This window comes from Photorhabdus luminescens subsp. luminescens (genome assembly GCF_001083805.1).
Taxonomy (GTDB): Bacteria; Pseudomonadota; Gammaproteobacteria; order Enterobacterales; family Enterobacteriaceae; genus Photorhabdus; species Photorhabdus luminescens.
Map to the genome: position 1 here is coordinate 468,167 of NZ_JXSK01000002.1, position 13,823 is coordinate 481,989.

At 40.3% G+C, this 13,823-nt stretch carries 11 protein-coding genes; 7 read left to right on the plus strand and 4 right to left on the minus strand.

Features of this window, described 5'->3' with window-relative positions; all coding sequences use genetic code 11:
- The first annotated feature begins 56 nt into the window (after positions 1 to 56).
- The 7 genes from sbcD to TI10_RS07045 all read left to right on the plus strand — a co-directional run bounded on the left by sbcD (position 57) and on the right by TI10_RS07045 (position 9,406).
- Positions 57 to 1,292 carry an exonuclease subunit SbcD gene (gene sbcD / locus TI10_RS07020; protein WP_049582599.1) on the plus strand — a complete coding sequence of 412 codons (1,236 nt, stop codon included), beginning with the start codon at positions 57 to 59 and terminating at the stop codon, positions 1,290 to 1,292.
- Entirely contained in the window at positions 1,289 to 4,975 is a 3,687-nt protein-coding gene (locus TI10_RS07025; RefSeq protein ID WP_049582600.1) for an AAA family ATPase, read from the plus strand. The genes sbcD and TI10_RS07025 overlap by 4 nt, the downstream gene beginning before the upstream one ends.
- 150 nt (positions 4,976 to 5,125) lie before the next feature.
- Positions 5,126 to 5,353 (plus strand): Tn3 family transposase, encoded by a 228-nt coding sequence (locus TI10_RS24875; RefSeq protein WP_162202226.1) that lies wholly within the window; start codon positions 5,126 to 5,128, stop codon positions 5,351 to 5,353.
- Between the two features lie 545 nt (positions 5,354 to 5,898).
- Positions 5,899 to 6,318, plus strand: a complete 420-nt coding sequence (locus tag TI10_RS07030; RefSeq protein WP_244161536.1) for a thiamine pyrophosphate-dependent enzyme — start codon at positions 5,899 to 5,901, stop codon at positions 6,316 to 6,318.
- A 13-nt stretch (positions 6,319 to 6,331) separates the two neighbouring features.
- Positions 6,332 to 7,513, plus strand: coding sequence for a multidrug effflux MFS transporter (locus TI10_RS07035; protein ID WP_049582602.1), 1,182 nt, complete (start codon positions 6,332 to 6,334; stop codon positions 7,511 to 7,513).
- Positions 7,514 to 7,540: 27 nt separating this feature from the next.
- Positions 7,541 to 7,771: a hypothetical protein gene (locus TI10_RS25675; protein ID WP_049582603.1), complete on the plus strand. Its 231-nt coding sequence runs from the start codon at positions 7,541 to 7,543 to the stop codon at positions 7,769 to 7,771.
- A gap of 1,332 nt (positions 7,772 to 9,103) precedes the next feature.
- Positions 9,104 to 9,406 carry an addiction module antidote protein gene (locus tag TI10_RS07045; RefSeq protein WP_049582604.1) on the plus strand — a complete coding sequence of 101 codons (303 nt, stop codon included), beginning with the start codon at positions 9,104 to 9,106 and terminating at the stop codon, positions 9,404 to 9,406.
- 253 nt (positions 9,407 to 9,659) lie between these two features.
- Here TI10_RS07045 and TI10_RS07055 read toward each other — a convergent pair whose 3' ends face one another.
- From TI10_RS07055 to TI10_RS07070, 4 genes are all read right to left on the minus strand, one after another.
- Complete coding sequence (locus tag TI10_RS07055) at positions 9,660 to 10,409, minus strand: creatininase family protein (RefSeq protein ID WP_049582606.1); 750 nt, start codon at positions 10,407 to 10,409, stop codon at positions 9,660 to 9,662.
- A gap of 17 nt (positions 10,410 to 10,426) precedes the next feature.
- Complete coding sequence (locus TI10_RS07060) at positions 10,427 to 11,296, minus strand: beta/alpha barrel domain-containing protein (RefSeq protein WP_049582607.1); 870 nt, start codon at positions 11,294 to 11,296, stop codon at positions 10,427 to 10,429.
- Positions 11,297 to 11,392: 96 nt separating this feature from the next.
- Positions 11,393 to 11,881, minus strand: a complete 489-nt coding sequence (locus TI10_RS07065) for a hypothetical protein (protein WP_049582608.1) — start codon at positions 11,879 to 11,881, stop codon at positions 11,393 to 11,395.
- Between the two features lie 129 nt (positions 11,882 to 12,010).
- Positions 12,011 to 13,801, minus strand: coding sequence for an aminotransferase class III-fold pyridoxal phosphate-dependent enzyme (locus TI10_RS07070; RefSeq protein WP_049582609.1), 1,791 nt, complete (start codon positions 13,799 to 13,801; stop codon positions 12,011 to 12,013).
- Positions 13,802 to 13,823: the final 22 nt, after the last annotated feature.

Sequence of the window (13,823 nt, forward strand, 5' to 3'; positions counted from 1 at the left end):
CATTCAGAATACAGCGATTATAATCATGCTTCACTTTAACCAATGACGGCGAAACTATGCGTATTATTCACACTTCGGACTGGCATCTCGGCCAATATTTTTTTACAAAAAGCAGGGTTGCTGAACATCAACATTTTCTGCGCTGGCTGATTAAACAGATCGAATATCACCAAGCCGATGCATTAATTGTTGCCGGAGATGTATTTGATACCGGCTCACCGCCCAGTTATGCCCGTGAGCTATATAATCGCTTTGTCGTTGAACTACAACCGACCGGTTGTCAATTAATTCTCCTTGGCGGCAACCATGATTCAGTAGCAACATTAAACGAATCAAAAGAACTTCTTTCCTGCCTGAATACCACCGTTATTGCTCATGCAGAAAAAGATCCACAAAAACAGATAAAAATACTCACCACCAAACAAGGCAATGCCGGTGCGATTCTTTGCGCAATCCCTTTTCTGCGGCCAAAAGATATTATGATCAGCCAGGCTGGTCAGTCAGGAGAACAAAAACAACTCGTATTACAAGAAGCCATTGCAGAACACTATCATCGACTTTATCAGCAAGCATGTGAATTACGTGATGAATTGAATTTACCCTTACCTATCATTGCTACCGGGCATCTGACGACCGTTGGCGCTACTGTTACAGATTCAGTGCGGGATATTTATATCGGTACATTGGATGCCTTCCCGGCGCAAGCTTTTCCGCCGGTAGACTATATTGCGCTTGGGCATATTCACCGGCCGCAAGTAGTGGCTAAATCTGAACATATTCGCTACAGCGGCTCTCCTATTCCTCTTAGTTTCGATGAAGTCGGGCAAGAGAAAAGCGTCTGTTTGGTGGAATTTACCCAAGATAAACTGGCATCCATTAATCTTTTACCCATTCCGCAATATCAGCCCATGCAACTTATCAAGGGCAACCTGCAACAGATTGAGCAACAGTTACAAACTTTTAATGACTACCAAGGAGAGCAACCCGTCTGGCTGGATATTGAAGTTGCCACCCAGGATTACCTGCATGATATCCAGAAAAGGGTTCAATCAATGGTTGCAGAACTTCCTGTCGAAGTCATTCTGCTACGACGTAGTAAAACACAGCAGCGAAACAAGCTAGCACAAGAAAACCGAGAAACCCTGACAGAACTCAGCGTCAACGAGGTTTTTGCCCGACGGCTTGCTCAATCGGCACTCGAAAATGAAGAACATAAAAAACGTCTGATCACTCTTTTCGAACAAACACTGAACGATATCTATCAAGCTAAAAATAAGGAGGAGCAGGCATGAAGATTTTGAGTCTACGGCTAAAAAACATTAATTCATTACAAGGTGAATGGAAAATTGATTTCACAGCCGAGCCGTTTGCCAGCAATGGTCTGTTCGCCATAACCGGCCCTACCGGAGCGGGTAAAACTACCTTATTGGATGCGATCTGCCTTGCGCTTTATCACGAAACCCCACGCTTGACGATTTCTACCTCACAAAATGAGTTAATGACCCGACACACCGCAGAATCACTAGCCGAAGTTGAGTTTGAAGTAAAAGGTGTCGCTTACCGTGCTTTCTGGAGCCAACGGCGAGCGCGTAATCAACCGAATGGCAATCTGCAATCCCCTAAAGCGGAGCTCGCCCTCAGTCACAGCGGTAAAATTCTGGCAGATAAGCCCCAAGATACGAAAGAGAAAATCATTGAAATAACTGGATTAGATTACGACCGTTTCACCAAATCCATGTTGTTATCCCAAGGGGACTTCGCCGCTTTCCTCAATGCCAAACCAAACGAACGGGCTGACTTATTGGAGGAATTAACCGGTACTGAAATTTACGGCATCTTATCCCAACAAATTTACCAACAACATAAACAGGCGCAGTCAGAGCTGGATATTCTGCAAGCCAAAGCATCCGCCATTGATTTGCTAACCGCAGAACAGCATCAACAATATCTGGAACAACAGCAACAACTCACTCATACGGAATTACAACTCAATCAGCAGATAAAAACATTGCAATATTCGGCACAATGGCTGACACGTGAGGAAGAACTTGAGCAACTTGTTACTGAAAACAACGCTTCCTTACAGCAGGCAGAAAAAGCGCTGACTCATGCAGAGCCGCAACTGCAAAAACTGGCTGGCAGTGAACCCGCAGAAACATTGCGCCCATTGCTGGATGATAAAAACCGAACACAATATGAACATCAGAGAATCAGCAAACAGTTGGCAGAGATGCATCAGCAACTTCATCAACAACAACAGACACTCACGCCAATACAGCAAAATGTAACTCATGCAGATTCTGCCAGAGCAGCACACCAACAACACCGGCAACAACAAGAAAAACTGATAACAGAACAGGTGATCCCATTAGATCATCAAATTGCGGTGCAGACTAAAGAGCTTAATCTTACTCAGCAACAAATCAGCGAACAGAAAACCGCACTTGAAAACCGTTGTCAGCAATATGACACAGCAAACCAGCGCGCCCTATCATTCACCAATCAAAGAAAACAACTGGAAAACTATTTCGAACAACAACCTTATCATCAATATTTCGGTGAAAAACTGGCTTTTTGGCAACACCAATTCTCTTGGCGACAAGAACAGCAACAACAAATTGATCACCAAATGCAAAAAGTTGACGAGCTCACCACCGAAATCGCGCAACTTAATAATAACCTGAACAAACAAAGAGAAGACTTAAAACAACAGATTGAAAATAACCAACCGCTGGAACTGGCATTTGAGCAGGCTAAGCAACAATTTTTTACTCTGCAAAAGCGATATTCGCCGGAGAAATTAAAAAAACAATTAACTCAATATCAGGAACAGCTACCACTGCAACATAAACTGGAAATCCTGTCGCCGCAAATCTTGCAATTACAAGCCGCTATTGCCAGTCATCATATTCGCTTACAACAACCGGAAAAATTATTAAAGGAGCTTCCTGTTCAGATTGAATCCATTAATAAACAACTCTCAGACAAACAACAACATTTAGCCGATCTTACTCAACGTATTCAGTTAGAACAAAAGATTGTCAGTCTGGAAAAAGAGCGGGCACAACTCAAGGAAGGCTCCCCTTGTCCACTGTGCGGTTCTGAACATCATCCTGCAATTCAAGCTTATCAAAATATTGAACTGCCAAAATCAGAACAACGGTTAAAAGATTTACGTCTGCAATTCGATGAGTTACAAGCCACTAAAATATCATTAGTTAATAAAAAAGAGTTCCAACAGCAACAATACGACCATATTTTACAAGAAATTACCGATACTGAACCACGATTGAATATATTAACTCAACAATGGCAGGAAACTTGCGCGACATTACAGATCGAAATTTCTCTTTCGGATAAACCCGCTCTTGAACTATTTGTGCAACAAAACCAATCTGCTCATCAGCTTTGCCAGACTCAATTAACCGAACTTGAACTAGCAGAAAAAACGTACCAGAAAACAGAAAAAACACTGGCCGCCCATCAAGAACACATTAAAGAAATTGAACAAAATATTGAACTGAGTAAGCATCAATACAATACACAGAAAAAACACTTATCTGAACTGCAACCAGAGATACAACAACAGCAGCGTAAACTGACGGATGTCATCGAAAAAATGACATCAGAATTACAACAATATGATTTATCACCGCCAATACTGAATGAGAGTGAAAACTGGCTGCAACAGCGTAGAAAAGAGTGGCAGATATATCAAAACTGTCATGAAAATTGGCAACAGATCCAAAAAGAAGAGGCGGTTATCCAAAATCAGATTGAATCATTGCATAAACAGAAAGAAGAATATGTATCCCGCTTAAATGGGCTTAATCAAACAGCACAACAACAGGCACAGCAACTCACAGAGACACAACAACAGCGCCAACAACTATTTGGTGAACAATCCGTTACGGAAATCACTCAGGCATTACAACAACAATCTCAAAAGCTGGAGGAAATATACGAACAGTCACTGTCACATCTGCAACAAGCGCAATCCAACATCAATCAACTAACCGGCGCCATTTATGAGACAGAAAAAAACTGTCACCAATCTGAACAACAAAAACAGCAGGCAGAGCAAAACTTCAATGTTGCGTTAGCAAAAAGCCCATTTACCGATCAGCATGCCGTTGAAGCGGCATTGTTATCGCAAGAGCAACGTAAGGAATTGCGACAACTCAAAGAACAGCTTGAACAACAGCAAATACAAGCCAATGCCCTATGCCAGAAAGCAACAGAGGCCCTGCAACAACACTGCAAAAATCGCCCTGAATTACTTGATCAATATACAAAATCACAACTAACCGAACAGTTGGAAAACATTACTGATGAGCTAAAAAGAAACACCTTACAACAAGGAGAACTGAAAAACCTGCTTGATAATGATGCGATACGCCGTCAACAGCAAAAATCCTTATTGGAAGAGATCAGCCATTGCCAACAAAATTATGATGACTGGAGTTATCTTAATAACCTGATCGGTTCGGCTGATGGCGCTAAATTCCGTCGCTTTGCTCAAGGATTAACACTGGATCATTTGGTTCATCTCGCCAATCAACGGCTGAAAAAATTGCACGGACGCTACGATCTGCAACGTAAAAACAGTGATGGTCTTGAGCTGCAAGTGGTTGATACCTGGCAAGCCGATGCTATCCGTGATACCAAAACGCTTTCTGGTGGCGAAAGTTTTCTGGTCAGCCTCGCCTTGGCTTTAGCGCTATCTGATTTAGTCAGCAATAAAACCAGTATTGATTCACTATTCTTGGATGAAGGCTTTGGCACACTTGATCAAGAAACCCTTGATATTGCGCTTGACGCGCTGGATCATTTAAATGCTTCCGGTAAAACCATAGGCGTTATCAGCCACATTGAAGCCATGAAAGAACGGATACCCGTACAGATTAAGGTTAAAAAAATTAATGGGCTTGGGATAAGTAAACTCTCACCTGAGTTTCGTTATGATAAGCAATAGCGGAAGACAATAGCAGAAAACAATAAACAGTATTCCCAAAGTGAACTGAATACCGCCATTTTTTCCTTAGAAAGAGCACTCCCGCCAAAATAAGGCGGGAAGGAAATTTCGGATGAGATCTCATCGATAATAAGATATTGGCTGATGCCAATGGGCAAAAATTTTCTACAACGGACAATACCCTCCCAGTCCCGTTACTCCAGAAAATATCTGGGTAAAGGCCGAGGACTCTCTCTGTACACTCTGATAGTCAATTACGTTGCCGTGAATGCGAAAAATATCGGGCTGAATGAGTATGAAGGCCACTCTTTCTATGACATGGTTTACAGCAACAAAAGTGCTGGAAGAGCATGTGAAATAATATTTTTGGAACGATGAATAGTCCTGACTTATGATTTTCGAGGACTTTTGCACTAGATATAAAGATAGTATTCAATCGTAATAATAAAAATATATTTATATTATTTTTGTTCTGAGCAGTTTATATGAAAACAAAATTTAATTAAAATTACATCCATATATATGTTAGTTAACTATATTTTATAAATTTTTATGTTTTTTATATGTTAAATTAAATTAAATAATTTACTTGCTGATAAAATATAGTTATCACCCGATAACTAAAAGAAATTGGAAAAAATATATTTTACTAAATATCATATAAGAATGACTTAATAGTTATTAAATAGAATTATTAAAATTTACATAATAATAAATAAGTGATAAACGCAATGATGCTATAAAAAACAAACTGGTAGAAATCTATAAACAGGTTTGTTATTGAATTTCACATAAATGTGAATCATGAAATCATTAAATCAGCAAGCATACGAAAAAGTGATCATGAGTAAGGCTGGTGATCTTGTTCTTTGGGATAATAAAATAACTCACAGAAGTACTTATCCGCTACGACACTCGGGCCTATGGGCTGGAGTATTCCAGCCGGAATAGGCGCTAGCTTCGCAGCACCAGACAGGAAATGTATGGTGATCACAGGTGATGGTTGTATGTTAATGCAGGGAATGGAATTATCCACTGCATCAAAATACCATCGTAATATACTTTTTATTGTCTTCAACAATGCTTCTTATGCCGCAAGCTACTTTAATAATAAAGATAACAGAGCAGATTTAACGAAAATTCCTAATTATGATTGGTGTCAACTGGCTAAGGGATTAGGGGTAAATAGCTTTTGCGTGAATTCTCCTGAACAATTACAGGAGTGCCTAGTCGGGATTATGCAGCAAAACGCCCCTTTTTTGATTGAAATCAAATGTGATAGCCAACACGCTACGCCAAATAAGGAATACAACGGACGCATAAAAACACTCCCTCTTGTATGAAAGGAGCAATGGCATGAAATCAAAACTAATTATCATCAACTCGTGCGTTATCTTAGTACTCGGATTGTTTTCTATCGACCTCTATAATCCAGCACTTCCCATTATAAAAATGGCGCTCTCAATAACAGACAATCAGGCACAGAGCTTGGTTGTTTATTATCTCCTTGGTTTTGCAGTATCTCAGATTTTTTATGGCCCACTTTCTGATAAATACGGGCGTATTCCTGTAATCATATTTTCCTTATTATTTTCTGCTGTTGGTAACTATCTAACTTCTACCGCAGAATCATTTCACACACTCTCATTATTCAGACTACTGACGGGAATTGGCGCAGGTGGATGCCCAGTTATTAGCAGAGCAATACTCAGTGATACTTTTAGGGATAAAACGGAATTATCAAAATCACTGGCAATTTTTTCTATGGCATCACAAGTTTCTCCTGCTTTTGCCCCTATTATTGGAGGCTATATCACTGAGTATCTGCCGTGGAAATTTAATTTTATCGCGCTAGCCATCATGATGTTGTTAGGCGCGATTTTTGTCAAAATGACACTGCCGGAAACATCTCCGATGAGACCAAATAGCAATGGTAGACTGGCTGGTTTTCGAATTTTATTATCAGATGTTAATTTTGTTGTATACAGTGTTGTCTCTGCTGTCTTGTTTGCCATTACCATTGGTTATTTTACTGCCAGTCCTTTCGTATTCCAGACCCAATTTGGGTTATCGTCATCACAGAACGGATATCTGTTTATAATCTATTCTGCTGGAATTGTAATAGGCTCATTGTTAACAAAAAAAGGATTATCACACGCTACACCCGAATATATTCTTAAAATATCTTTGCCATTATTACTGTCATTCACGGTAATAGCGCTCATTTTTATTCACTTCACTCAGATATTATCAATTGGATTCATCATTATTTATAGTTTTGCGATAGGGTTGGGGTGTGGGCTATCTTCCCCTTTATTACTCGGGATAAGTTTACATGGTCATCCTGAACTATCAGGAACGGGTAGCGCTTTACAAGGGGCGCTCAAAATGGCCGGGGCAGCTATTGTATTATGGTTTTTCTCCAGTGGTCATACAACAACTGCGACTGGCTTGATGTGGGGACTTTTTGCTCTTGCTCTGATTTGTTTCATTTTAATAGTTTGTACCCAGTACTGGGTGTCTGAAACAGAAAACTGACATTTGTAGAACATATATGGAGAGAATATGGATCTTAAAATAACGGGGCGTTGGGCTGTTATATGTGCAGCCAGCGAGGGTCTGGGCTTTGCTTGCGCAGCGGCGTTAGCAAAATCCTCCGTAAACCCTCTTGACGACGGGGAGCAGTCACAGAGTCTGAAAAATTCAATTACCATGAAGCTGTATGATTGCTTTTCCAGTTTTATCAACATATTACAACGGCAGCGAATAATACAAAGCATGAAGGATTTCACCTAAATGATGTCGTGAGTTTTCAGAACAGTGAACGTGAAATTGTGACAGGCACCTCGGTGTGCCTGAGCAAAAAATCAGTCACAGTTCATACTGAAAATGGCATTCACTGAAATGCTGCGCCGCAATTGAGAACGCTGGTAACACATAACCGTTTTACCTATTTTTTATTACGTCATTTTTATAGTTTTCTTCGTAAAATAACAATGAAAAATCATTTTAACACCCACTTGTTAGTTATATAAAAGCTTTAATGGCCCCGTATTATCACTTTTAAATAATTGTATCAGGTTAGATAAACGTAAAATAATCGGAGGATAACATCACCGATAAATGTATTAAATATAACAGAGAGTCAGCCGTTTTTAACCACTCTGTATTTCTTTAAAATCTGGCATTAATGAAGCACCTATTTTTTCAATCCTTAGCTAACTAATCACCGATAGAAAGCAGCTTGCAATTATCCAGACGTGAAAATGCAAGTAAAAAGATAAGCTGAACCATGTTAAAAAGATGATAAATAAAGCCTGTAACAGGTAAATAATTCTATTTTCCATTTCGTATTTAACAATCCTATTTTTATTAAACTGATACTTGTTTTTTTCATTTTTACTTTAATAATTCTATGTTCCTTTTCTATCCTTAAAAAACAGAGAGTAAATGGTGCATTACTAGCATTAAAATAAAAGCATATTTCTTTAACCATCTTTAATGCTGTTAATCTGGTTAACCTAAAAGTTCATCTGCTTTCTTTAACGATTATCTCTGATTTTACGTAAATTTCTTACAGCCATGTAAAATAAACTTAAAATCTGCTTTTCTTGATTTTTTCTCTTTCAATGCCAATATAGCATCGAATTTTTTATCCGCTGAAAAAGAACCTTAACTACTTCTTTTTATCTTTGATGATTGACGTTTTCACCTGTTTTTTCACAATATGCTTGCTACTTTTTCCCGACGTTAAAACCACACTGATAGATAAAAAACAACTTTCCTTAACACCTGCTTTATCACATACAGATAAAACATATCCAATCTTAGAGCAAGATTTCATTTTATTTATACCTTACCCAGATATCACTTCGCTTTTAAAATAAGCATCCCTCCCTGACTATCTGATACCATAAACACAAGATCATAATTCGTTTAAAATCGGAAAACTGTTTAAAAGCAAAATATGTTAACTAAAGTTGTCATGACTGTGTTTTATACCTATAATCAAAGCATTACATCACATAGAAAACAACTAATTATATTATTTTGTGGAAGTGATAAAAGCACACAACCAAAAGATACACAGCAAACAAAGAAAATAGTTAAAGAAATTGAGAGATATTTATGAACAAAGGGATCGAAATCAGCAACTATGAAATTACGGAACACCTGAAAACAGAAGAAGATATTCAACTGTATTTAGAAGAGGTGATGAAAGAGGATAATCCAGCTCTGATATTATCTGCATTGGGAGATATTGCCAAAACCAGAAATATGAGCCAGCTTGCAAAAGAAGTGGGTATAAGCAGGGAAGGATTATATAAAGCCTTATCAGGAAAAGGAAATCCAACTTTTACAACTATTTTGAAAATAGTAAAAGCGCTTGGATTAAGATTTGAGTTACAATCCACTAACGTTAATATTTAAATCTAAGCTTTAACATATTGGTCACATGTAGATCTTCAATGATAATCATGGCGTGTTTTTTTCTGATTGTCATGATGACTTTATACAAGTCGTCGCAGCAAATATTAGCAACGCGGGTATACAGAAAACTGCGCCTTATTAACCTTCCCCAGAAAGACGAGGTTTTAAGGCGCATTTTATATAGTATAAAAGCGATAAATTTTTTCCCTATAACTAGGGCAAAACCGAAAAAACACCGCGATATGGCGACTGATTAATCCGCAGTAACCAGTTCCAATATTTGCTGTCTGACATGCTCGAAAATGAGTTCGCCTATTTCCGCACTTGAACCGGATGTTTTAGAAAGAACGCCTCTCGTTGAAAATTCTTTTTTAATCGGTACTTGATAGATCCCAGCACGTGGCGGTTTATCATGATCAGGTCGCTCCGCTCTCACTAAATCGGGACGCAAATGCAACATTAAACTCGTTTCTGTTAACCCTGCATGCTCAGCATGCCAACCGGGAAAATCTACTAAATGTTCACGAGTCCAATCATCAGATACCAAACTCCACCAGCTAAATACGATAACGGAACGATCGTTAAAATGTCCCTCCGCCCGTAATGCGTCTACCGCTTCGAAAATAAAACCTTCATTTTCAAAATGACCATTAATGATCACCAGTTGTTTAAAAGGTAATGAGCACAAGCTCTTAATTGTTCGGTTGATATAAGCGGTAAATGTTGATCCATCCAGGTAAACCGTGCCGGGAAATTCAAGCCCACCTCCACTCTGCGGCAATGATCTGGCAGACACCGGCTGTACCGGCAAGGTGAAACCATTAATATCCTCCGCCAACGCCCGCGCGAAAGCTTCCGGGATCACTGAATCCACATTCAATGGCAGATGGGGTCCATGTTGCTCAATTCCGCCAATCGGCCATATCAACGTTTTACCTTCAACCGAGGTTAAAACCTGCTCGCTTGTCAGTTCCGCAAATTCTCTAATTTTATTATTATTCATGATGTTATCCCTTTTTCTCATACTTTTTCTGACGTCTTGATTTGAGTATATTCATGAACAATGCGCTGCAATGTTTTATACATATGCCGATGCAGGGCAGTATAAACCTGCACCGTATTCGCCCCTGCCAGCATGTATTCATGAACATCATTACCATCCTGTACACCTCCCGATCCAAGTATTGGAATCATCACCCCTCGCTTACGCAGGTTATAAATAGCGGCAAGCACCATTGGTTTGATCCCCGGTCCAGAGTATCCGCAAACCCCATTAAGCAGCGCTTCGCCATTCGCTGTGTCGAATGCAATTCCCGAAATGGTATCGCTCAACGTTATCGCATCAGCCCCCCCTTCTACCGCAGCTTGAACACGCCCATACAAATTATCGCCAAGCGAGAGTTTGACTGCAAAAGGGGTATCCGTTCGCTCCTTCACCGCTTTGGTGTAGTTGAATACACGTTCAGGTGTATCTTCCGTGAAGTCGTCCGCATGCAAGCATGAAATACCTAACTCCAAAGGGGCATCAGTGACTTCCGAGATACGAACAGCCAATGAAGCTAACGCCTCAGGCGATTCAGCATGGATAGAAACTATTATCGGAAGCTGTTCCTCCTTAAATTCGCGCAGAAGCGTTAACCAATAATCAACGCTTTTCTTCGAATACGTCGTATTGTTCAACATCCCTGTACTGAACAAGTAGGTCTTTTCTGTATGCAATTTTTCTGAGCGCGGGTAAATCGTTTTTGTCACGACCGCCCCTGCGCCGTGAGCGATGAACTGGCGAATATTTTTAGCTTGATCAGAAAGCAGACCCGACCCAACAATAATTGGGTTTTTTATCTTCATACCTAAAACATCATAGGTTGGTTCAACAACTTGATTTTCCATCGTAACCCCACAAATTACCCATTCCAGCAAACTTGCTATCTAACCCGCCTTTCAATTTAATAGAGAGGCGGTATATCCTAAAAAGACGCTCAATAGTTACTCAACTGCAAAATTCCTGAAAATATCGCTAATTTGTCCCGGATTTCGACGGAAATCGTGAATATCCAATTTCGACAAATTGCAAATGTGTTCCAATCCCTTCAACAAATGACTGCCGCCACGCACAATCGGTAGTTGAGTGATCAACAAGACAGGCCGTTTCAGAGCAGAAGCCCAACCAAGTTCAATATGTGTACCGTCAGTACGCAATAATTCATCACCTTGAAGAACCGGAAGAATAGGCATGAAAAAATCACACTGCTGCATCCATTGGAAATCCCGTTTCGATACCATCTCCGGCGTATAATGGGGTGTATCAATGCCGAATTTCTCGGTCAAATGTGCCGAAAATACCCTGCCGTTCAGTGCCTCTACCGTCTTAACCGCCAATTGAATGGTCATTCTCAACTCTTCATGAAAACCACCATCGTAAATTGCGGATTGGATCGGCCCACCGATGAAAACGCTTTTATTTGCCAACGACATAACGCTCTCCTTAATTTTCTTTACCCAACAGACTATGAGCCGTCGTTTCAGAGCACCGAATTCAGCACAGCCAGAGGATAGGATGCCTGATAATTCAATAGGTTATCGCTCACAATAGGCCAGTTTGATCTAGCTATATCGAGGAAGCAGGTTGTTTTCCTCAAGTTCATCCAAGCTATCTACAAATGCCAAATAAACTTTTTCCAGATGAGTGTCATCATGTGCATCAGAGATAAACCAACAACGCCATTCCCAGATATAAACCCCTCTCATCAACAGGTTGTAGTAAAGCAAATCCATGTTGTCACGATGGACTAATCTAAAAAATGAGGAAAACGATCTTACTTCGATGGGAACCCGACGACTTAAGAACAATTGATTCAAACGTGAAACAAACCATTCAGTACGCCGAGTCAATGCGTTGGTAAAAGATTGTCCTCTCCTCTTAATCTCCAGCAAAGCGGCCTTCGCAGCGGCCATGCAAAGCGGATGTTGAAAATAGGTCCCGCCAAAGAATGTCGGCTCCGCTGCGGGGAAGCTATCATCGTTGAAATTCCAGTTTCCACCGTCAATCGAATCCAGCATATTTTTCCTGCCGGTAATGACGCCCAATGGCATTCCACCACCTATCGTTTTGCCATAAGTCACAATATCCGCTTCAATGCCGAATAACCCTTGGATACCGGCAGGATGGGTTCTGAAACCTGTCACAATTTCGTCAAATATCAGCAGAATATCTAATTCTCTGGTCACTTGACGCAAACGTCGCAAGTAATCTGGATTGCTCAGTCCTGGGTCACGAGTGGGTACCGGCTCGACCAACACCGCAGCGATATCAGTGCTATTCGTTTTGAGAAACTCAATGGCTTCATTGGAACCAAACTCAAACACCGAAACATCCGCAACCATATTTTCAGGTATGCCCACTGAAACAGGCTTTGTCGTATTAACTTCATCATATTCACTGGCTCTCGCCAGTACCGCATCCCAATGCCCGTGATAACTGCTAGAAAAAAGCACAATATGATTACGACGAGTAAGCGCCCGCGCGGCCCGAACCGCATTCATCACTGCTTCCGTTCCACTATTGACAAAAGCAACGCGATCCATGCCAGTAATCTCTTTGATAAGTTCAGCCACTTCTAAGCCTATCTCATGCCGGGTTCCCAAACCAAAACCATTGTCTATTTGCTGAGTGAGCGCTTTAACTACAAAGGGTGGACTATGACCAAACAGATGCGCGCCAAATCCCATCGTCATATCAATGTAATCATTACCATCAATATCCTGGACGATAGGCCCGGCAAACTTGGTGCAAACAATCGGGTAAAGTAGCTCCTTTATGGACGGTTTAAAGCCAATCCCAGAACGGCTATCCGCAATATTTTTACGTACCGCTACCGAATGCGTTTTTGATTTAATCGTTCGCTCGTTATATTTAGCTATGAATGAAACCAGATATTTTTTTCTCTCCTCAGATTCAATCGGTAGCGCACTTCTCGACATCCATTGAAAAAAGCGTTCTTTCTTAGCCGGTGGAATATCTGGCGTATCGGGTTGATCAAGCCTTTTTTCTTGATCAGCCAAGACCGGTTGAGGTCGAATTACCGCATGGTTATCTTCCACAACATTATTTTTATCTACCGTAATATCGTTTTTACCTGTCGTAATACTGTTTTTATTCGCCATCAAGATATATTCACTGAGTTGACGAACCGTTTGTAATTCTGCGAAAAATTGCCGTACTGAAAGTTTTATACCAAATCGTTTATGGATAGGCTCCAATGCTTCGAATAACAAAAGTGATTCCGCGCCTAATTCAACTAACGGTATTTCCAGTTTTATCTCTTCTTTGGGTAAACCAAATGTTTCTGCAAAAATAGAGATTATTTCTCTCTGAATAATTTCAATATCACTCATATCAACCTCACTTTCCTCAAAA